The following is a 20,919-nucleotide window of genomic DNA, read 5'->3' on the forward strand; positions in this document are numbered from 1 at the left end:
GGCCAAGCTGTTCGGTCTCAATGCAGTGGCCGGTCTCGGCTCGGAGGCCAGCGAGGCGGCGCTGTCATCCTTGTGGGTGATGGCGCCGAGTGCCCTTGTCCCGTCTCGTTAGATCTCGCAGAGACGGGGCCGCTGACCTGCGGGGTGACTGGTTGATTTGCGACTCACGGCAGGCGAGGCGAGGTGTTCCGGCAGTGATGTGGCCGCTGTCGCGCATGTGTCCCATCGATCATGGCGAGGGCGGTGCTTGTTGAGCTGGGCCTCGTCAGGACATCGGGCCACCTGCTTCAAGAATTCGCAGTGAAGGTGGCAGTTTCCGGACATGGGGGCGGGGCCGAACCCATCGCCCGGGGGCGAAGGCCGCAGATCGTCCGCCGTACCGCTGCTTCGGGCTCTCGGTCACCAGCCCGTCCGGACACCTCGGCCCGGCTCCCGGGACGGACGCGGCAGCGAGCGGACCGCCAACAGCGTGCACAGCGTCGCCATGGGCAGCTCGGCGCACAGGGCCATCACGACGGCCGTGGTGAACTCGGTGCCTGCGGCCGAAGTTGTCACGTCGAACCAGGCATCGGTGACCAGGAGGGCGGCGGTGGCCGTGGCCGTGAGGGCGCAGCGGGGATCCCGGCGCAGCAGCAGCCGGCCGGTGGTAGCCAGACCGAGCGCCTCGAGGGCGTCGAGTCCCACCCAGGCGGTCGACCAGTGCCGGACGCGCATGGTGTCCGGCAGGGTCTTCGCGAGGACGACGAGCCAGGGCAGCATGGCCACGCCGCAGCCGACGAGCGCCAGGCTGAGGCAACGGGGCTCGCCACCGCGCCACTTGCGTCGCGACGACGGCCCAGGACCGGGCGCCGCCTCCGCGTCGTACGGAACTCCGGTCTCCTGGAGTTCGGTGACCGTCCGCCCCGCGGACCGCGGCTGCTGAGGCGCCTGCTCACGGTGGGCTCCCGGACCTTGCGCGTGTGGTGCGTCCATGGCGTCTTCCACCCCGTCCCTGTCAGTACCGCAGCGGGTCTGCGGCCTTGTGGAAACAGCGTGGCTGTGGGGCGCGCGAAGGTCAGTAACGGACGGATCCGGCTTCGGGGTGGTGCGGACTTCACCATCGAACCTGAAGACAGGTGCATGGTCCCCGCCCCACCTGGAGCTTTACGGTCGGTCCATGACGCTCTCCTCCGTACTCGGGCCGCCCCGCCGTTTACTGCGACGACGGGGGCAGGACACCACCTTCCTGGCCGCGGGCGTGGTGCCGCATCTCGCCGCGGTACCGGCGTGGCTGTGGCTCGGGGCCAAGCCGATCGTCAGATCGGTGCACACGCCTTGGGACATCGTTCCCGGCCTGGTCGCCGTCGTCCTCCTGCTCCTCCTGGTCGCGCTGCCGCTGACGGCGGCTCAAAGGTGGCGTCATCGAGAACTGCTCGGAGCGGACATCCCCCGCTCCCTGCCGGCCTCGGCACCGGCGGCGGGAGAGCGTCTGGGGCCGCATCACCCGCTCCGTCTGCTCGCTTCCGCGCAGACCTGGCGGAAGGCCGCCTACCACACGCTCCTGGGGCCGCTTCTCGCCGCCGCGGAAGTGCTGGTCCTGGCCGTATGGGGCACCGGCATCGCGTGCGCCACCGTCTACGGGTGGATGTGGGTGGTGCCCCCGCACATGGGACTCACCGACCTCTACACGATCCAGGCGGCGTACGTCACCGCGGTAGGCGTGCTGCTCCTCGCCGCGGCGCCCCCGCTCGCCGCGGCGGTGACCCGGGTGGAGACCCGCGCGGCGCGGGTGCTGCTCGGGCCCAGCCGTGCGCAGCGACTCGAGCGGCGGGTCACGGATCTCGCCGTGAGCCGCGCCGACCTGGCCGAGGCGGCCGACGCCGAGCGCCGCCGGATCGAACGCGATCTGCACGACGGCACTCAGCAGCGCCTGGTCTCCCTCGCGGTCAACCTGGGGTTGGCCAGGGCGACGCTCACGGACCTGCCGGACGAGGCGCGCAGGGTGATCGACGAGGCGCACCGTGAGGCGAAGGAGGCCATCAGCGAACTGAACGACCTTGTCCGCGGACTGCATCCCGCGGTGCTCGACGACCGCGGCCTCGACGCGGCGCTGTCCGGTCTGGCCGCCCGGGTACCGTTGCCCGTACGCCTCCACGTCGACCTGGACGGGCGTGTGGCGCCCGGTGCCGAATCGGTCGCGTACTTCGTCGTCTCCGAGGCGCTGACCAACGTCACCAAGCACGCCCGCGCCACACGCGTGGACGTGAGCGTACGGCGGACCGGAAAGGCGGTGCGGGTGGAGGTCACCGACGACGGTGTGGGTGGCGCCGACACGGCCGCTGGCACCGGGCTGACCGGGCTGGCCAAGCGCGTCGGTTCCGTCGACGGCGTCTTCCGGATCAGCAGCCCCGCCGGAGGCCCGACCACGGTCGCCGCGGAGCTGCCGTGGGAGTCGCTGTGCGAGCGGTGATCGCCGAGGACTCCGTGCTGCTGCGGGTGGGGCTGGTCAAGGTGCTAGAGATGGCGGGCTTCGAGGTCAGGGCCGAAGTGGGCGACACCGAGGCGTTGTTGGCCTCGGTCGGGGAACACCGGCCCGATCTGGCGCTGATCGACGTCCGCATGCCGCCCGGTTTCACCGACGAGGGCGTGCACGCGGCGCTGGCGATCCGTCGGCAGTGGCCGGCTACGGCCGTCGTGCTGCTGTCCCAGTACGTCGAGGAGCGGTACGCCGCCGACCTGCTGACCGCCGACACCAGCGGGGTGGGCTATCTGCTCAAGCAACGCGTCGCCGACGTCGAGGAGTTCGCCGCGACGGTACGGCGGGTGGCGGCCGGCGGCACGGCACTGGATCCGCAGGTCGTCGCCCAGTTGCTACTGCGCCGTGACAGTGACCCGCTGGAGCGGCTGACGCCGCGCGAGCGAGAGGTACTCGCCCTGATGGCCGAAGGCCGCTCGAACGCCGCCATCGCCGAAGACCTGGTTGTCACCGACAGCGCGGTCGCCAAACACATCAACAACATCTTCGCCAAGCTCGACCTGCCCCCCGCGGACGGCCATCACAGGCGCGTCCTTGCCGTCCTGCGTTTCCTGCACGCCGCACCCAACTGACGGCCCGTCAATTGATCGTCGGCTTCGCCCTCCTGGCAGGGCCACCGGCAGCCCCACGGGCCCACCGTGAGACAAGCCACCTTGAACGAGACGCGAGTCACCCCAGTGGGTGACCGCACCCTCGACAACAGCCACCGGACATGAGATTCGAGGCCATCCCGCTCGGATCAGTGACACTTCTCCAAGCTCAGTGAGACGAGACAACAGCGGCACCAACGGGAACAGATCATCTGAGACGACGGGCGAATCGGGCCAGATCATTTGAGACAGGGATCAGATCGGCTGAGACGGAACAAGTACCGGTGTTCCGTGAGTTCCGTCCAGACTGGCTGCGGCGGTGTCAGCCGGCCCCAGCAAAACGGCCGACGCTGGCGCCGACAGGCGTTCGAGGCGGCGCGAAGTGGCCCCACCCACCTTCTTGACCGTGCAGTTCGGCCGGTGGGGCCACTTCGAACCGGGGAGTGTAAATCTAACGGCGGATCCCGACGATCATGGGAGAGACGTCAAGTGACTGACACCGCCGTGGAGTTGGAGGCCGTGGAGCCTGTCGAGAGTGCCCGGTCCGGGCAGCCTGCGCCCGTGTCCGACGAGCAACTGGTCGCGATGCTGGTGGAGCGGGCCCGGTCGGAGGACCGGACAGGGTGGGCTGCTGCAGCAGCTGACCAAGCGGGTCTTGGAATCTGCCCTGGAAGGCGAGATCACCGACCACCTCGGTTATGAGAAGCATGATCCGGCAGGGAAGAACAACGGCAACAGCCGCAACGGCACCCGCGCCAAGACCGTGCTGACCGACGTCGGGCCGGTGGAAGTGAAGGTGCCTCGTGACACTGCCGGCAGCTTCGAGCCGCAGATCGTCAAGAAGCGGCGATCGCCAGCCGCCACAAAGGCGGTGATCCTGGACTGTTGCCATGCCGAACTCGGCCTGGACGCCGACTTCCACTTCCAGTCAGGCCGCCGATCTGACGGACCTCCGGCCGGTCGACGGGCTGATTTCGCGGGCGCCAGTTCGCGCTACGAGAAGGCCAAGACTCCTCTGGGCGGTCGGCTGACGCACTTCGCCCGCACGCCCGGCGACGAGGGGACGGACAGGGCGCTGGGGATGATCTGCCCGCACGCTGCACGGTTCGCCGAACAGCGGACCCGCGCCGCGTGTGACCGGCTCCCTCGTGGCGCCGCCCGTGTCCCGGAAGCCGGCCCGGAAGGCGGTGACGGCGTTCCGGGAAGCCCCGGCGTGGCTCTCCGGCGAGGTCGGAGAGCCACACCGGGGCGTCAGCGCCGGTCGCCGGTGAAGCGGCCGACCTTGTTGATTACGTCCTCGCTGTAGAGTCGCAGTGCCTGCTGCAGCGCGAACTCCGCCATGTACAGGCGGAAGCCGTCGACCGGCTCGTCGGCGAAGTTCAGCATGTGCCGGTTAGGAATCACAGCCGGTCCACGCAGCCGTTCCAGACTCCGCTCGACGGCGAGATCCAGCTCGGAGGTCTCGTGCACCTCGTCGATCAGCAGCCGCGCCTCCGGCTCGCTTGCGTGGATACGGCGGCCGCCGAGGACCACCTGACGCGAGCGCCGCGGCCCCGCCCACCGGGAGAACCGGAGATTGGCGGCTCCGGGGATGATCCCCTCTTGGGCGGCCGGGAGGCTGACGTAGGCGTCGGAGGCGGCCAGCACCTGGTCGAAGACGCACAGCAGCTGGGCGCCGCCACCGATGGCGAAGCCGTCCACCGCGGCGACCCATGGTTTTTCGAGCGTACGCGACCGCCAGGCCATGTCGTCCTCGAGCAGAACGCCCCGGATCAGCTTGTGGATGTAGCCGAGTTCGCGCCGCAGCAGGAAGCCGACGAGCGAGATGCGGCCGCCGTGCAACGCCTTGAGATTGATACCGGCGCTGAAGACGCGTCTGCCCCGGTACCGCGGGTGGCTCATGATGCCGCCGCGCAGCAGGCCGACCTCGACGGCCGGATCGAGCAGCGCGAGGTCCACGGCGGTCTCCATGTCGTCGACCTGCTGCTCGTCCTCCGCGTTCAGGCAGTCGTCCCGGCACATGGTCACCCGGGCCACGCCGTCCCGTCGCTCCAGGAGCAGCGAGGTCAGGTCGACCCTGCCGGTCTCGCGGAACCGCGGCAGCAGGCCGAGGGCGCGTGTGGTCGGCCGCAGCATCGCATCGAGCAGGTGCGGACCGGCCACCGGCGAGCGCAGGATCCGGCTGATGAAAATGCCCTGGTCGATCTCGTGGCCGTCCTTCAGGGCCTGCGGCCGGCTCCGTTCGTCGGCGAGGACCTCGTCGTCGGGAACCAGTCCGGGAAAGGCGGCGGCCGCCGCCCGGGTCAGCTCGGTGAGGCTCAGGCTGACGGAGCGTCCGTCCGTGAGTTCGTCGTAGACCGCCTCGGCGTGCGCGTCCATGAACGCGCTGCGCAGCGCACGGGCGGTGTCGTACTCGGCGGCGGCGACGGCCCGCTGATCCGGTGACCGCAGCTCGGGTGCGGGCAGCGCCCCCACCCGGTCCCCGACACGTTCCGCGGCCCTGTCGAGCGCCGTGCGGGCCTGACCCAGCTCCGCGCGCATGGACCGCAGTTCGTCCCGCCGCCCGGTCTCCACGCCGGTCGTTGTCATGAGACCTCCTCGGTGCCTGTCCGCTGTGCCACCCGGTCGCAGGCCGACAGATGCGCGCCCAGTGCCTCCTCGAAGAGGACGCTCGGCGCCTCCAGGAACAGCTGGCGCCTGATGGCCAGTTCGGGACCCGAGACAGACCCGGTCAGTGCGATCGCCGCGGACAGCGCGGTGGGCACGTCGTCGATCAGCTCGTCGACCAGACCCAGGTCCAGCGCGTCGCGCGCCGTGATGGGAGCGCCGAAGAGCGCCGCTCTGCGGATCCGGCCGGCTCGGGCCGCCTGCTGGGCCAGGCGGTACAGCGCCATGCCCGGCCAGGTGGCACCACCCAGGACGGGCAGCAGCAGGCGCACCGAGGCGGTTGCTATGCGGTAGTCGGTGGCCAGGAGCGCGTCCAGGGCCGTACCGCCGCAGTCGGCGTCGGCGACCGCGACGGTGACGGCCGGCAGCCGCTCCAGCCGCCGCAGGACGCGTTCCCACTTGCTGACCAGCCCCACGGCGGGAGCATCGGCCGGGGGCCCGTCCGGAGCTCCGGAGACATGGACGACGACCGTACTCAGCCCGGCGCGGTCCTCGGCGTCGTCGCAGAGGGCGCTGACCGCAGCGACGGACTCGGCCGACAGAGGTCGCGTCCCGTCGATCCGGAGGACGAGCGTCGTGTCGTCCGCGGTGCCGGCGCGCGTGACGGCCGGAGGTGTGTCGGTGTCCCGTGTCATGTGTTGTCCCGTCACCACTGGACCAGCGCCGTTTCGATGGTCGAGCCGGGTCCCATGGTCATCAGCACGCCGTAGTCGCCGGCGCGGGTGAGGCCCTCTTCGAGCAGCCGCTGGTAGGAGAAGAGGAAGGAGCCGCTCGAGACGTTGCCGTAGTCGCGGAGCACTCCGCTGGTGTGCCGCAGGTCGTGCCGAGTGAGGCCAAGATTGACCCGGACCGCGTCGATCACCTTCTTGCCGCCCGAGTGCACCAGCCAGTGCGCGATGTCGCTCCGGCGCAGACCGGTGCCGGACAGCAGCCGGGCGATGACCGGCTCGGCGTGCGCGCCGACGACGTAGGGGATGTCCGGGTCGAGGTAGAAGCTGAACTTCCCCTGCTCGTCGTCCCAGTCGTAGCGCATGGCACCGATCGCGTCGGTGATCAGGTGGCTGGCGAAGGACAGCACCCGTGGTCCCGCCGGTGCCGAGGCCATGCCGTCGGGTATGCCCGCGGGGCCGGTGGCATCGGGTGAGTCGGCGACCAGGGCGACGGCGGCGGCGCCGTCCCCGAAGAGGCTGTTGACCACCGCGGTGCGCATGGTCGAGTCGATGACATAGGCGGCGGAGCACGCTTCCACGCACAGCATCACGGCGGCCTGCCCGGGATGGCTCGCCGCCCAACTGGACGTGCCGTTCAGGGCGTTCAGCCCCGCGTTGCAGCCCATGCCCACCACGTCCACCCGGTGGCATCGCGGGTCGATCCCCATCTCGCGCATGAGCAGAGCGCTCAGCCCCGGGGTGAGAAAGCCGGTCGTGGTGACGCAGCACAGGTAGCCGATGTCCGGCAGTTCGAGACCGGCGCTCTCCAGACAGTGCAGCACCGCGCGCGCACCCATGTCGAGCGCGAGCCGGCGGTGTTTGGCGAGCAGTTCGCCCTGCGGCTCGGGCACCACCGTGCCGTCGGCGTCCCGGGGCGGAACGGACAAGTGGCGCCGCTCGATCGCGCTGTTGAGGAAGACGGAGCGGACCTTGGGGTCGGTGATGCCGAAGATGTCGAGCAGTTCGGCTTGCGAGTAGGCCCGGTCCGTGACGGCCGTGCCCACTCCCGTGATCCGGGCGACGCCCGGTGTGTTCTTCCACCGGGACGCGGGGCGGGGGCCCGGGACGTCTCCGGTGCCGGGTGCCGGTCGGCTCCTGGCACCGGCGCTCGCGAGGATCGGAGCAGTGATCACCGGAATGTCCACCCCCACATACGTGGCTTGCTGCGAATGAGCTGGACTGCTTTCAGCACTGCACTCGGCCCTTCTGCGTGTGGTGGTCAGTGGGACCCGGCCGCCTGGTCGGTGATGAACCCGGCCAGCCGGTCGATTCCCTCGGCGATGTCGGCCTGCGTCAGATAGCTGACGGACAGCCTGAGCGTGCGCTCGCCACCGCCCTGGGGGTAGAAGTACGACATCGGCGTCCAGATGACGCCGAATTCCTCGGCCGACCTGGTGAGCGCGGCGTTGTCGGCGGTGAACGGGACGTCGACGGCCAGGAAGAAGCCTCCGCTCGGAGTGTTCCAGCGGACGCCGAGACCGGCCCGGACATCGTCCGGGAAGCACGCGTCCAGCCGTCGCAGCGTGGCGTGCATGGCCTGCTCGTAGTGGGCGGACGTCTCGGTGTTGAGCTGTGAGGGACGGCCGTCCGAAGCGAGCAGCATGCCGGCGACCACCGCCTGGCTCAGCGGTGAGGTGTTCACCGTGACCATGCTCTTGATCTTGGCGAGTTCGTCCGCGAGCAGTCCGCTGCCGCCCCTGCGGTCGGCGACGATCTGGTCCGCGACGGCGAAACCCAGCCGAGCACCGGGAAACAGCGTCTTGGAGTACGAGCCGAGATGGACCACCCGGCGCTCGCGGTCCAGGGACTTGAGCGTCGGCAGTTGCCGTCCGGGGCTCACCAGACGGTAGGGACTGTCCTCGAGGATCAGGAAGTCGTGCCGCGCGGCCAGGTCGAGGAGTTCGTGCCGGGTGCGCAGCGGCATGGTCGTACCGGACGGGTTCGAGTGGTCAGGGACGACGTAGAACGCCCGGGGGCGGCGCCCGCGGTCCCGTTCGACGAGGAGCGCCGTCTCCAGGTCGTCGCAGCTGAACCCGTCCGGCCTCTCCGCCACCGCCGTCAGACCGATGTCGAGCAGGCCGGCGGCACCGGTGATGCCGACATAGCAGGGGCTGGACACCAGCAGCACGTCGTCGGGTCCCGGGATGAGGGCGCGCAGCGTCAGGAACATCGCCTCCTGGCACCCCACCGTGACCACGATGGACTCCGGCGGGACGTCGATGCCCTCGTCCTTGAGCAGCGAGTCGGCGATCAGGTCGCGGATCCGGCCGCTGGTCGGGCCGTACTGGAAGAGCGCGTCCCGGATCTCGCCGGATGAGCAGCCGGTCTCCACCAAGTGATCGAGGTAGCGGCGCATATGGACGAAGATCTGCTCGGTGTCGAAGAAGCCGTCGTACGGGCGGCCGGGGGCGAACGAGATCGCGTGGGGATACCGGTGGGTGACCTCGTTGAGGAAGTTCATCGTGTCCAGCACCGGATCGCAGACGCTGGCGTGCAGCTCGTCCTGGAAGAGGTCGGCCGACGCGGTGACGGCCGCCGCCGTGCCGGCGGACTCCGTGCGGCTCATGGGGCCACCGCGCTCTGGTGGGCCATGGCACGACCATGGAAGACGTGCGTCACGGGCGCCGGCCCGGCGACCGGGAACGTGAGCTGCCGTACGCCCGGACCGCCGTGCGCGGCCAGGAACGCGGCGGGACCCCCCGGCCTCGGATCCTCCCCCGGACCGGGTGCCATAAGGGAGAACGTCACATCCCCCGAGGCGCTGCGGACGACACGGGAACCCACCGGTGGCCCGCCGGGGCCGGAGCGGGCGGCGCCGTCCGGAGAGAAAGCGAAGGCGTCACGGTAGAAGCCCTCGTGTTCGGTGAGACGGTCCCCTTCCACGACGATCTCCACGCGCTGCGGACGGTGGCGCTCCCTCCGGCCGCGCACCGTAGGAGGCGGACTCGCCGGATCCGTCGCCCAACGCCTGCCCGAAGGCAGCCCGGTGCGGGAACCGCGGGGGAGCGGGAGCAGGGTGTGGCGGATACCGCCGAACCCGGAGATCACCGGATTTCCCCCCATGACATCGGCCAGTACGGCGCCGGCGGCCAGCGCCGAGTCCAGGGTGGCCGCCACGTCGTCGCACACGAGTGCGATGTCGGCGACACCATCGCCGTGCCGGTCCAGGTACTTCCAGCAGGCGGGGCCCGAGGTGATCAGCAGATGTGCCGTGCCCAGCCGCAGCAGTACCGAACTCCGGTCCACACCGACCGAGTCCACCAGACGTGTGAAGCCGAGGGTGGCTGCAAGACGGTCGACGGTGGACAGTTTGTCCTTCGCGTAGACATCGATGTACGCCACATCGCGCACAACCATGAGAGCACCTCCTCAAGGCGCTGGAGCCGCTGGAGAACCGGCGCACGGCACGGGGGCGATGCGGTCGGTGAGCGGAAATTCAGATAAGCGCAGCCCGTGCTTCTGGCGGCGGATAAAGGAAAGTGGAGAATGCCTGACGCCCGCGGCGCCGAGGGCCGGAAATTCCGCTGAACGGAACGTGCTGGATAGAACTATGACCTGCCGCGGCCGGGTCGATCAATACTTGCCCGCGTCGGTGCGTTCAACTGACGCCGGGGCCGGGGTTGGACAGCCGCCGAGCGGCTAGCGCAGCCGCCAGCCGCGCTCTTGGAGGGTGTTCTCCACCAGCGCGACCGACTCCTGGGCCACGCTGAGGTACACCACACCCGCGAGCCGGCCCGTGGCGTGCTCCAGACGAACGTCCTCGATGTTGACGCCCGAGCGGCCGGCGTCGGTGAACAGCCGGGCCATCTCGCCGGGCTGGTCGCCGATCAGCACCGACACGGCCGCGTACCGCACGGGGCGGCCGTCGTGCTTGCCGGGGATCCGGGCGCGCCCTGTGTTGCCCTGGCGCAGTACGTCCTCGATGACCTCGGCACCGTGGGCGCGCTTGGCGTCGTCCGTCGCTGCCATCGCGCGCAGACCGCCGATGGTGGTGTCCAGGTCGGCCGCCAGCTCTTCGAGGAGGTCGGCCACGACGCCCGCGTTGGCGCTGAGGATGTCGACCCACAGCCGCGGGTCCGAGGCGGCGATCCGGGTGAGATCCCGGATGCTGGGACCCGCCAGGCTCACGGCCCGCCCTTCCGCCTGCGTCAGCCGCATGGCGACCAGGCTCGCCACCAGATGGGGCATGTGCGACACCAGCCCGACCGCCATGTCGTGCGCCGCAGCGCCCATCACCACGGGCGTGGCGCCGCACAGGGCCACCAGTTCCAGCGCCGTGTTGAGGGTCTCCGTGTCGGTCTCGGCGGTGGGCGTGAGCACCCACGCACGCCCCTCGAAGAGGTCACCCCGGGCCGCCAGCGGGCCGCTGCGCTCGGCGCCGGCCATGGGGTGTCCGCCGATGTAGCGGCGCATGTCGCAGTCCAGCGCGCCGAGGTCCTGTTCCAACCCGCCCTTGACCCCGGCGACGTCCGTGTAGTGACGTGCCACGCCCTCGTCCTGGAGTGCCCGCAGGACCCGGCCGACCATGGCCGGGGGTACGGCGACGACCGCCAGATCCACCACTCCCTCGGGTGGCTGTCCGGTGCCGGAACCGAGCGACGCGGCCGTGCGGACCGCGAGCGGATCGAGATCCCTCAGATGCACGTTCACGCCCCGGTTGCTGAGCGCCAGCGCCGCGGAAGTGCCTATCAGTCCTGTACCGACCACAACGGCGGAGAGCATGGGAGCTGTATCCGTTTCTTCGGGATGTCCGGACGGGGTCTTCGAGCGCGAAGAGAAAGGTACGGGACCGGGAATCCGGAAGGGAAACGTGTGTGGGGGGAATGCGCTGGAACACATGGGGGAATGCGCGAGATACGTGGGAGGAAATGACGAGCGGATGCCCGCCGATCCACGCGGGAACGCGATGTCTGGCAGCTCCCCGTGGGTCGGCAGGCACCGGTTCACTCGGCGACGGATGTGACAGGGATGGACCGGACGCGGTCGTCCAGTTCCTGGGCGAACTCCCGCCAGGTGTTGGAGTACTGTCGGGCGAGGTTCACGACCAGGCCGCCGCAGTGCGGCGGCACCGCCGACGTCAGTCTGGCCAGTTCCTCCCCCTGGACCGCGTTGTGCTGCAGGAGGCGGAGCAGATGGCGGCCCTCCTCCTTGTGGCGCAGCGACGGATCCCGCAGCAGCTTCTCGATCACCGAGACGGGATCCAACTGTGCGTCCCGCACGCGGCGTTCGGCCTTGGCCCGCGTCGTGGGCGTCTCGGCCGCCGCCTTGGCCGGCTTGCCGCCGACCGCAGTGGCACCGTGACCGAGTACGGCATCCTCTCCGGACTCGATGCGACGCCGTACGTCGCTCACCGTCGCCGGAGAGATCCCAGCCAGCCGGGCGATCTCCCGCAGCGAGGCGCCCGGGTTCTCGGCGATCGCCTGGGCCGCCCGTCTGCGGCCCTCTGTGCTGTCGAGGGGGCGGGTCTTGCCGTCGCGGCCGACGCGGACGCCCAACTGCGGCAGACTGTCGGTCAGTCGGCGCCGGATCGCCGCCACCGTCCGGGTGCCCAGCCCCGACGCCTTGGCGATGGCCCGGTCGGACATGTGCGGATGGGACATGATGATGCGTTCCGCCGCCGTGCGACGGTCGACCTGTGACAGCGGAAGCCCGTGGGCGGCGTTCGCCTCGACAGCCCGAAGGAACGCTTCTTCGCTCGTGCCGTCGAAGAACTCGACGTCGATCGTCGCCAGGCCCTTCCGCAGCGTGGCGAGATAGCGGTGCATGCCGTCGATGACCCGCATGGTGGCGCTGTGTACGAGGATCGGCGCTAACGGCCCGTCTAATTCGGCTAGTTGTGAGACATGGCTGTGATCCGGCCCTTCGGACCGGGGTGAATCTCCTGGCAGCAGCGTCGCGATAGGAACGGTGACGATTTCCGTTGCGTTGAGTACGGCGGCCCTGCGGGGCGCCCTCCCTTCCGGTGCTCTGTCGAGTGAGTCGGTGCGTGACTGATGCAACCTTCTACCCTCCCCCGTTGACTTCATCTCAGAATCCGTCCGTCCTCCGTGACTCAGGCATTCGCTGGATGGAGACGCCTGCCACGGAGCCGTGCCTGGTGCCCTGGGCCACCGTCAGCGCCCCTCCCTCGAGGTGATGTTGCGCGTTGTCGTGCGAATGCCCGCTTCGGTAAGACGGGTCCCATCGTCACCACGGGTCCTGCACACTGTCGAGCCATCCGACTCGGGCGGTTTTTGTCAGAGATGTGCGAGATTCTGTACTTCTGTGCTGTGGCGGAAAGAGGTCACCTGGCTGTGGTCGAGGGCCTATCCGGAGCCGAGTCCGTGGTATTGCGGTGGGATACCGCAGTGGCGTGCCGACGACCTCGCCCCAGGTCAGCGCTTCGCCGATGGCCCCGGACGATGCGCACCCGCCAAGTGACTCGTGAGTACCGGAGTCCGGTGTCGAGCCCGGCGCCGACCAGCGCTGTCGCGCCTTGATGGACGAACCTTTGCCGAACGCACGTCCGATGGGGGCGGTACGGGCGGCACCGTGATCACGCACTGCCATCGGTCGACGACACTCCGCGGTGCCGGAAACGGCGCGGGCCCGGTCCGCCGTGGCGAACCGGGCCCGGGACGGCGCACGTCAGTCGTCGGCGGCACTTGTCGACCCCGGGGTGACGAGCCCCGATTCATAGGCCAGGACGATCGCCTGGGCGCGGTCGCGCAGACTGAGCTTGAACAGAACGCGTGTCACATGGGTCTTGACGGTCGTCTCGCTCACGTGGAGCCGCGCGGCGAGTTCGGCGTTGCTCAGTCCCTTGGCCAGCAGCTTGAGCACCTCCAGCTCGCGAGGTGTGAGGTCCGACACATCGCGGCGCAGGGTCGCGACCGCGTTGTCCCGGGGTGCGAAACGCTCTATCAGGCGCCGGGTGATCGTCGGCGCGAGCAGCGCGTCTCCGGAGCGCACCAGCCGAACGGCGGACACCAGGTGCTCGGGCGAGACGTCCTTCAGCAGGAATCCGCTGGCTCCCGCGGTCAGCGCCGCGTACACATACTCATCCAGGTCGAATGTGGTCAGGATGATGACGCGCGGTGGATCCACCGCTTGCTGTGACAGGATGCGCCGGGTCGCCTCCAGTCCGTCCAGCTCGGGCATTCGGATGTCCATGAGCACGACATCGGGCAGGGTGCGGCGGACCAGGGTGATGGCCTCCTCGCCGTCCGCGGCCTCGCCCACCACGTCGATCCCGTCGGCAGCGAGGATCAGCTTGAAGCCGGTGCGGACCAGCGCCAGATCGTCGGCGATCACCACACGCAGCGGGTCGGTCACACGTCCTCCAACGGAATCGCGGCGTGCACGCGGTAACCGCCGGCGGGCACTTCGCCCGCTTCCAGATTGCCCCCGTACAGGCTGAGGCGTTCCCGCAGCCCGATCAGTCCCCGGCCGCTGCCGGAACGGGCTGCCGCGGTGCGGGTACCGCCGGTGTCGGTCACCTCGAGCCGTAGCATACGGGGAGTGTAGTCAATCGCGATCTTCACGCGGGCCCCTTCGGCATGTTTGACCGTATTGGTCAGCGCCTCCTGCACCACCCGGTACGCGGTGAGGTCGACGCCTGCCGGCAGCGGCGTCTCGAAGCCCGTCACGACCAGTTCGACCGGAACGCCGGTGGAGCGGAGCCGGGCGGCCAGCGACGCGATCTGGCCCAGCCGCGGGGGAGGAGCGAGAGTGGCGGTCCCGGCCGGATCCGTGTCCTCGGCGTTCATCGTCAGTAGGCCCATCACATGGCGCAGTTCGGTCATCGCGGCCCGCCCGCCGGACTCGACGGCGAGCATCGCCTGCTCGGCCTGGTCGGGAGCGGTCATGATCACCTTCCGTGCCGCCCCGGCCTGCACCACCATCACACTGACGTTGTGTGTGACCACGTCGTGCAGCTCGCGTGCGATGCGGGACCGCTCCTGCTCGACGGCCCGCCGCGTCGCCGCCTCCTGTTCTTCCTCCAGACTTCGCACCCGGTGCTTCCACGTGTGGATCGCGTGCGAGGCGATCCCTATCGGGATCAGCAGCAGGAAGGTGACGACACCGGAACGGATGGAGGGCACGCTCGCCTTGTGGGTCCCCATGATCAGCCCGGCCCCGACCAGCGTGCTGGCCGTCGCAAGGATCTGGTACGGGCTGTACATCGAGGCGCTGAACGCCGCGACCACACTGACGATGAAGGTGAACGTGGGGTCGAAACCGGGACTCAGGTGGTAAATCTGCGAGGCGCCGATCACCACCCAGAACGTTGCGAGCGGATAGCGCCGGCGGGTGACGAGCGCCAGCCCGGTCAGCGCGGCCAGCAACACCTGCCACGGCTGGGCGGCCCCGTAGTGGTGCGCCAGCGGACTGGGACCGGCCGGGCCCGGCGGCAGCGGCACACCGGGCGGAGCCCCGGGGTCCGTGGAGTAGTCCGCCCTGCTGAGAGCGTCGTTCACGGTCCCGGCGGTCAGAGCGATGGCGAGGAGCGCGTCGGTCGCCCAGGCGCGGCGGGACAACCGCGGAGGCGGGCTCGTGGCCGGCCGCAGCGCCGCCGCCACGCCCGCTTTCCATCGGTCCACGATCTCTGATCTGTTCACGCGGCCAGTGTGGCAACTCGGCCGGTACGTGACATCCCTCGACGTGAGGATCGCGTCCGCACCCTCCTCGTACGACCTTTGGACGACCCGGAACGTCCGTCCTCCGCACGGTGGACTCGACTTCGTCAGCTTGCCGGACGTCCGCACCCGTGGCCCGCACCTAGCGTCGGGACGGCACGAAAGCCGAGTCGACCGTGGAGGACCCCGTGACGGCGCCGATCATCCAGATCCGCGATGTGAGCAAGAAGTACGACGTCGGGCGCCCCGCGCTGGCCGGCCTGAATCTGGAGGTGAACGCGGGGGAGGCGCTCGCCGTGCTCGGCCCGTCCGGCAGCGGGAAGTCCACCCTGCTCAACATGATCGCCGGGCTGGACAAACCGACCGAGGGCACCGTCACCGTGGACGGCGTGCGCATCGACGACAGGACCGAGGCCGAGCTGGCCCGCTACCGCCGGGAACGGATCGGCATGGTGTTCCAGTTCTTCAACCTGCTGGACGATCTGACGGTCGAGGACAACGTCCTGCTGCCCGCGCAGTTGGCCGGTATGGGGCGGGGCGAGTCCCGGCAGCGCGCGACGGAACTGCTGCAGTACCTCGGCATCGCCCGGCACACCCGCGCCTTCCCCGGCCGGCTCTCCGGCGGTGAGCGCCAACGGGTCGCCGTCGCCCGCGCGATGATGAACCGTCCGGCACTCCTGCTGGCCGACGAGCCGACCGGTGCGCTGGACCGGCGGTCCGCCGCGGACGTCAGGGAGCTGCTGATCGAGCTGAACGAGAAGAGCCAGACGATCGTGCTGGTCACCCATGACACCGAACTCGCCGAGTACTGCGCGACCAGGACCATCGAGCTGGTCGACGGCAAGATCGTCCGTGACGTCCAGGCGGCGGTGTGATGAGCGCGCTCGGCAAGGTGGTGCGCGCAGGTGTCGGCAGGCGCCGTATCCAGACCTTCGTGATGATGCTGACCACCATGATGGCGGTCACCGCGTCCGTCCTGGCCACTGGCCTTCTGGTGGCCTCCCAGGCACCCTTCGACCAGGCCTTCTCCCGACAGCACGGCGCCCATCTGACCGTCCAGTTCAACGGCGCCAAGGTGGACGCGGCACGGGCCGCCGCGACCGGGCAGGTGGCCGGAGTGACGGCCTCCGCCGGCCCGAATCCGGTGCTGTCACTGCGCCCGCACGTGGGCCGGAACTCCGCCGGGATGACGGTCGGCGACAAACTGGCGCCGATGACCGTCACTGGCCGGGCCGACGCCGGCGGACCGGTGGACGACCTCGTCCTCACCTCGGGCAAGTGGGCCACCACAACCGGGCAGATCGTGCTCAGCGACCAGAACGCGCCCCTCGGTGTCGGTGACACCATGACCTTCCCCGAGCTGCCCGGCCGTCCCACGCTGACCGTCGTCGGGCTGGCCAGGTCGGTGGCCGAAAGCTCCGAGGCCTGGGTGCAGCCGGCGCAGCTCACCGCACTCACCGCGTCCGGCACCGTCCCCGACTACCAGATGCTCTACCGCTTCCGGGACGCGGCGACCAACAACCAGATCGCGGCAGACCGGGTGGCCGTCGCCCGGGCCGTACCGGCGGGGTCGATGACCGCGGCGGCGTCCTATCTGAAGGTCAAGCTCGCCGTGGACCGCACCTCCGCGACGTATGTGCCGTTCGTGGTGGCCTTCGGTGTGCTCGGCCTCTTCATGTCCGTCCTGATCATCGGCATCGTGGTCAGCGGCGCGGTCGGCGCCGCGACCCGGCGGATCGGCATTCTCAAGTCCCTCGGTTTCACACCGTCACAGGTAGTCCGCGCCTACATTGGCCAGGCACTGCTGCCCGCGGGAGTCGGCACCGCTCTGGGCGTGGTGTGCGGCAATCTGCTGGCCATCCCGGTCATGGGTGACATGGAGACCGCCTTCGGCACCGGGACCACGGTGCTCGCTCCCTGGATCGACATCGCCGTGCCCGCCGCTGCGCTCGCCGCCGTCGCCACCACCGCCCTGGTACCCGCGCTGCGCGCCGGCCGGCTGCGGACCGTGGAGGCGCTCGCCTTCGGACGCACCCCGCAGAACGGACGCGGCCGCGTGATCAGGCGCCTGACCGGGCGGCTGCCGCTGCCTCGCTCGGTCAGCCTCGGCCTGGCCAATCCGTTCACCCGGCCTGGGCGGACGGCCACCATGGCGGCGGCGGTCGCCTTCGGTACGATCGGTGTCACCTTCGGCTCCGGACTGGCCATCTCACTCAACGCCATCCAGCAGGGCATCAACCGCCACTCGGTCGGTTCGGTCGTCGTCCAGACCTTCGGACCGCCTCCTCCGCCCGCTCCCGGGCCTGGCGGAGAGACCACCACCGTCAAGACCAAGCCCGTCGACCTCGCCGACGTCGGCCGGAAGATCGCGGCGCAGCCGGGCACCCGGCGGTACTTCACCACCGGTGAGACCAAGATCAGTGTGGCGGGACTGGCGGGCGGGACCACGGTGATCCCATACCAGGGTGACTCGTCCTGGGGGGCCTACCAGATGGTCTCCGGACGGTGGTTCCACGGCAAGGGCCAGGCGGTCGTGCCCTCGGGATTCCTGAATGCCACCAGTACCCATGTCGGTGACACCATCACCCTGGCCAACCAGGGGCACACCTCCCGGGTGCGCATCGTCGGCGAGGTCTTCGACCTGCGCGAGGAGGGCATGGTCATCCTGACCGACAGCTCCTCCCTGGCGGGCCTCGGCGCCTATGTCCTGCCGCAGTCGGTCCAGTTCGACATCGACCTCAAATCCGGTACCGACCGGCAGGCCTACGTACAGACCCTCGACCAGGCCCTCGCCGAGTACGGCATCAGCGCCCAGACCAACGCCGGAGGGATGAGCAACACGGTCATCGCGATGGACACCCTCGCCGCCATGCTCACCCTGATGCTCGTGGTCGTCGCGGGCCTGGGCGTCCTCAACACGGTCGTCCTGGACACCCGTGAACGCATCCACGACCTCGGAGTGTTCAAGGCGCTGGGGATGTCGCCGAAGCAGACCGTCGTCATGGTTCTCACCTCCGTCGCCGGGACCGGCCTGGTGGCGGGTGCGATCGGCGTTCCGATCGGCGTGGCGCTGCACGACTACGTACTGCCGGTCATGGGCCGAGCGGCGGGTACCAAGATCCCGGCCGAGGACATGGCCGCCTACGATGCGCCGGTGCTCGTCGCGCTCCTCCTCGGCGGACTCGTCATCGCCACGGTCGGCGCGCTGCTGCCGGCCGGATGGGCGGCCAGGACACGCACGGCGACCGCGCTGCGCACGGAATAGCGCCGCTTGCCGACGAGGGGGGATCCGGAACGCCGGGTCCCCCCTCCTCGTCGGCCGTCGGGTCTCAGGGGCACGGTGGCCTCTTCCGCGCCCCGTAAAGCTTTCCACCGGGCCGCGTGATGCGCGAGCATGCTGGTCGGGAACACGGGCTCATTCCACCCCGGCGGGCCGCGCACATCGCGGCGCCGTTCAACCGATGTGGCCGACGCAGTTGAACGTTCAGGCCACCAGGGGTACTTGGCCCGCTCACCGAGCACCGCCGAGGGCCGTCGGCCGACGGCTCCCTGGGCAGCGGAGCATTCCGGGCGCTATTGAGCTTGCGATCCGTCTCTGTGCGCTCCGCCCTACCGGAGACTCCAACATGGCTGTTTCGGGCATCGCATATGTCGAGCTGTACACACTGGAGAAGAAGGCGACCGTCGACTACTTCCAATCCTTGTTCGGTTTCACTACGGTCGCGCACGCCGTGACACCCGAGGCGGATTCCTCGGTGCTGCGCCAAGGCGACGTGCAACTCGTCGTCACCGCCGGCCCGGTGACCCGCGACTTCCTCGACGAGCACGGTGACGGCATCGCCGATATCGCCTTTCTCTGCGACGACGTCCACGCCACCCGCACGGCGGTGCTGGCGGCCGGTGGCCGCCTCGTCGGCACCCTGCAGGGCCATCCGGTCCTGAGCGGCTTCGGCGATTGCCGTCACACCCTCCTGCCGGCGGCCCCGGCCGCGGACGACCGGCTGCCTGTGGGCCGGGACTGGGCGACCACGCCGACGCGCCCGGCCCGTCCGACGGGCCGCATCCGGCTGCTCGACCATGTCGCGGTGTGCCTCGATGGCGGCACCCTCGTCGACTACGCCGACTACTACCAGGACGGCTTCGGGCTGGACCGCTACTCCAGCGAGTACATCGCCGTCGGCGACCAGGCGATGGACTCCATCGTCGTCCGCAGTTCCTCGGGCGCCGTCACCTTCACCCTGCTGGAGCCGGACGCGACAAAGGGTTCCGGCCAGATCGACGCCTTCCTGGAGCGCAATAGCGGCCCCGGTGTGCAGCACCTGGCGTTCCTGGTGGACGACATTCTGCCCGCCGTCCGGGAGTTCGGCGGCCGGGGAGTGGACTTCCTGCACACCCCGGGCGCCTACTACGACATGCTCGCCGAGCGGTTCCCAGACATGGGCGGGGAGATAGCCGAGCTGCGCACGGCACATGTGCTGGCGGACCGGGACGAGTGGGGCTATCTGCTCCAACTGTTCACGCGCTCTCCCTTCGAGCAGAACACCCTCTTCTACGAGCTGATCCAGCGCCGTGGCTCACGAGGTTTCGGCAGCGCGAACATCAAGGCCCTGTACGAGGCCGTGGACCGCGACATGCTGGGCGCCGCCGAGTGACCGTCGGCAGTCCCGGCGCCGCCCCCGCGCTGTCCCTGGCCGAGTACGCGGCCCGGGCGTGTGCGGAACTGGACGGAGCCGTCTGGGACTTCATCGCGGGTGGCGCGGGCGAGGAGCGGACGCTCGCCGAGAACACCGAGGCGTTCGACCGGGTTCGGCTGCGCCCCCGGGTGCTGACCGGCTCCGGCACGCCTCTGACCGCGACCCGGATCCTCGGGCGGTACTGGGCGGCCCCGCTGGCCGTCGCGCCCATGGGTTACCACACACTGGTCCACCCGGAAGGCGAGGTCGCGGCGGTGCGGGCGGCCGGAGCGGCCGGGATCCCGTTCATCGCCAGCACCTTCGCCGGGCGGGCCTTCGAGGAACTCGCCGCCGCCGCCGCGGCTCCGCTCTGGTTGCAGGTCTACTGCTTCCGTGACCGCGCGCGAACCCGACAGCTGATCACCCGCGCGGAACAGGCGGGCTTCGAGGCCGTGGTGCTCACCGTGGACGCGCCACGGCTGGGACGGCGGCTGCGCGACCTGCGCAACGGCTTCCGCCTGCCACCCGGCGTCGTGCCCGCCAATCTCGACGGCGGCGACTTCTCCTCGCCCGTCGGCCACGCGCTCAGCGAGTTCGAGCCGGCCATGGACTGGACGGTGGTCGAGTGGCTGCGTTCGGTCAGCGCACTGCCCGTCCTGCTCAAGGGCATCCTGACCGGTGACGACGCCCGGCGCGCGGTGTACGCGGGGGCCGACGGCGTGATCGTCTCCAATCACGGCGGCCGGCAACTGGACGGCGTCCCGGCGACGTTCGACGTCCTGCCCGAGGTCGTGGAAGCGGTCGCGCACAGCTGCCCGGTTCTGGTGGACGGTGGCATCCGCCGCGGTCGGGACGTACTGGCCTGTCTGGCCCAGGGAGCCGACGCCGTGCTCCTGGGACGGCCGGTGCTGCACGGCCTGGCCGTCGGCGGGCAGCAGGGCGTGGCGGGAGTGCTCCAAGTGGTGCTGGACGAACTGGTGGACGCGATGGCGCTGAGCGGGATCGCCTCGGCCGATGAGGCCGGTCCCGGAGCTTTGCAGAGCATCCAGCGCACGCTGTAGCGGACGGACACGAGTGTGAGGGGCGAGGGCCGGTGGGCCCTCGCCCCTCACACTTGGTCCGGTGCGGGTCGCGTACGGTGTGGTA

General features: G+C 70.0%; 16 protein-coding genes and 1 pseudogene. 7 read left to right on the forward strand and 10 right to left on the reverse strand.

What is annotated here, in order from left to right; translation table 11 throughout:
- Nucleotides 1-399 precede the first annotated feature (399 nt).
- Nucleotides 400-972, reverse strand: a complete 573-nt coding sequence (locus SMIR_RS44085) for a hypothetical protein (protein ID WP_168488221.1) — start codon at nt 970-972, stop codon at nt 400-402.
- Nucleotides 973-1,156: 184 nt separating this feature from the next.
- On the opposite strand from SMIR_RS44085, the gene SMIR_RS40350 reads away from it, so the two are divergent.
- The 3 genes and pseudogenes from SMIR_RS40350 to SMIR_RS40360 all read left to right on the forward strand — a co-directional run.
- Complete coding sequence (locus SMIR_RS40350; RefSeq protein WP_212728218.1) at nt 1,157-2,449, forward strand: sensor histidine kinase; 1,293 nt, start codon at nt 1,157-1,159, stop codon at nt 2,447-2,449.
- Complete coding sequence (locus tag SMIR_RS40355; protein ID WP_212728503.1) at nt 2,437-3,087, forward strand: response regulator; 651 nt, start codon at nt 2,437-2,439, stop codon at nt 3,085-3,087. Before SMIR_RS40350 ends, SMIR_RS40355 begins: the two co-directional genes overlap by 13 nt.
- Nucleotides 3,088-3,715: 628 nt before the next feature.
- Nucleotides 3,716-3,955, forward strand: a pseudogene (locus SMIR_RS40360) (transposase); the annotation flags it as partial.
- 401 nt (nt 3,956-4,356) lie between these two features.
- Here the strand turns inward: SMIR_RS40360 and dpgC are convergent.
- The 9 genes from dpgC to SMIR_RS40405 all read right to left on the reverse strand — a co-directional run bounded on the left by dpgC (nt 4,357) and on the right by SMIR_RS40405 (nt 15,082).
- Nucleotides 4,357-5,646 (reverse strand): (3,5-dihydroxyphenyl)acetyl-CoA 1,2-dioxygenase DpgC, encoded by a 1,290-nt coding sequence (dpgC, locus tag SMIR_RS40365; RefSeq protein WP_212728504.1) that lies wholly within the window; start codon nt 5,644-5,646, stop codon nt 4,357-4,359.
- Between the two features lie 44 nt (nt 5,647-5,690).
- Nucleotides 5,691-6,407, reverse strand: a complete 717-nt coding sequence (dpgB, locus tag SMIR_RS40370) for an enoyl-CoA-hydratase DpgB (protein ID WP_248002705.1) — start codon at nt 6,405-6,407, stop codon at nt 5,691-5,693.
- An 11-nt stretch (nt 6,408-6,418) separates the two neighbouring features.
- Nucleotides 6,419-7,615, reverse strand: a complete 1,197-nt coding sequence (dpgA, locus tag SMIR_RS40375) for a 3,5-dihydroxyphenylacetyl-CoA synthase DpgA (protein WP_422664499.1) — start codon at nt 7,613-7,615, stop codon at nt 6,419-6,421.
- 86 nt (nt 7,616-7,701) lie between these two features.
- Nucleotides 7,702-9,048: an aminotransferase-like domain-containing protein gene (locus SMIR_RS40380; RefSeq protein ID WP_422664500.1), complete on the reverse strand. Its 1,347-nt coding sequence runs from the start codon at nt 9,046-9,048 to the stop codon at nt 7,702-7,704.
- Nucleotides 9,045-9,839, reverse strand: a complete 795-nt coding sequence (locus SMIR_RS40385; protein ID WP_212728219.1) for a VOC family protein — start codon at nt 9,837-9,839, stop codon at nt 9,045-9,047. The genes SMIR_RS40380 and SMIR_RS40385 overlap by 4 nt, the downstream gene beginning before the upstream one ends.
- Before the next feature lie 282 nt (nt 9,840-10,121).
- Nucleotides 10,122-11,204 carry a prephenate dehydrogenase gene (locus SMIR_RS40390; RefSeq protein WP_212728220.1) on the reverse strand — a complete coding sequence of 361 codons (1,083 nt, stop codon included), beginning with the start codon at nt 11,202-11,204 and terminating at the stop codon, nt 10,122-10,124.
- Between the two features lie 221 nt (nt 11,205-11,425).
- A complete protein-coding gene (locus SMIR_RS40395) occupies nt 11,426-12,265 on the reverse strand; it encodes a helix-turn-helix domain-containing protein (RefSeq protein ID WP_248002704.1) in 840 nt (279 codons plus the stop codon).
- A gap of 844 nt (nt 12,266-13,109) precedes the next feature.
- A complete protein-coding gene (locus SMIR_RS40400) occupies nt 13,110-13,796 on the reverse strand; it encodes a response regulator (protein ID WP_168488206.1) in 687 nt (228 codons plus the stop codon).
- Complete coding sequence (locus SMIR_RS40405; RefSeq protein WP_168488204.1) at nt 13,793-15,082, reverse strand: sensor histidine kinase; 1,290 nt, start codon at nt 15,080-15,082, stop codon at nt 13,793-13,795. Before SMIR_RS40405 ends, SMIR_RS40400 begins: the two co-directional genes overlap by 4 nt.
- Nucleotides 15,083-15,288: 206 nt before the next feature.
- On the opposite strand from SMIR_RS40405, the gene SMIR_RS40410 reads away from it, so the two are divergent.
- The 4 genes from SMIR_RS40410 (at nt 15,289) to SMIR_RS40425 (ending at nt 20,834) form a co-directional block, all read left to right on the forward strand.
- Nucleotides 15,289-15,975 carry an ABC transporter ATP-binding protein gene (locus SMIR_RS40410; RefSeq protein WP_211118518.1) on the forward strand — a complete coding sequence of 229 codons (687 nt, stop codon included), beginning with the start codon at nt 15,289-15,291 and terminating at the stop codon, nt 15,973-15,975.
- Entirely contained in the window at nt 15,975-18,365 is a 2,391-nt protein-coding gene (locus tag SMIR_RS40415) for an ABC transporter permease (RefSeq protein ID WP_168488202.1), read from the forward strand. Before SMIR_RS40410 ends, SMIR_RS40415 begins: the two co-directional genes overlap by 1 nt.
- 361 nt (nt 18,366-18,726) lie before the next feature.
- On the forward strand, nt 18,727-19,752 hold the full coding sequence (hppD, locus tag SMIR_RS40420) for a 4-hydroxyphenylpyruvate dioxygenase (RefSeq protein ID WP_212728222.1): 1,026 nt from the start codon (nt 18,727-18,729) through the stop codon (nt 19,750-19,752).
- On the forward strand, nt 19,749-20,834 hold the full coding sequence (locus SMIR_RS40425; protein WP_212728223.1) for an alpha-hydroxy acid oxidase: 1,086 nt from the start codon (nt 19,749-19,751) through the stop codon (nt 20,832-20,834). The genes hppD and SMIR_RS40425 overlap by 4 nt, the downstream gene beginning before the upstream one ends.
- The last annotated feature ends 85 nt before the right edge of the window (nt 20,835-20,919 follow it).

Source organism: Streptomyces mirabilis (assembly GCF_018310535.1).
Lineage (GTDB): Bacteria > Actinomycetota > Actinomycetes > Streptomycetales > Streptomycetaceae > Streptomyces.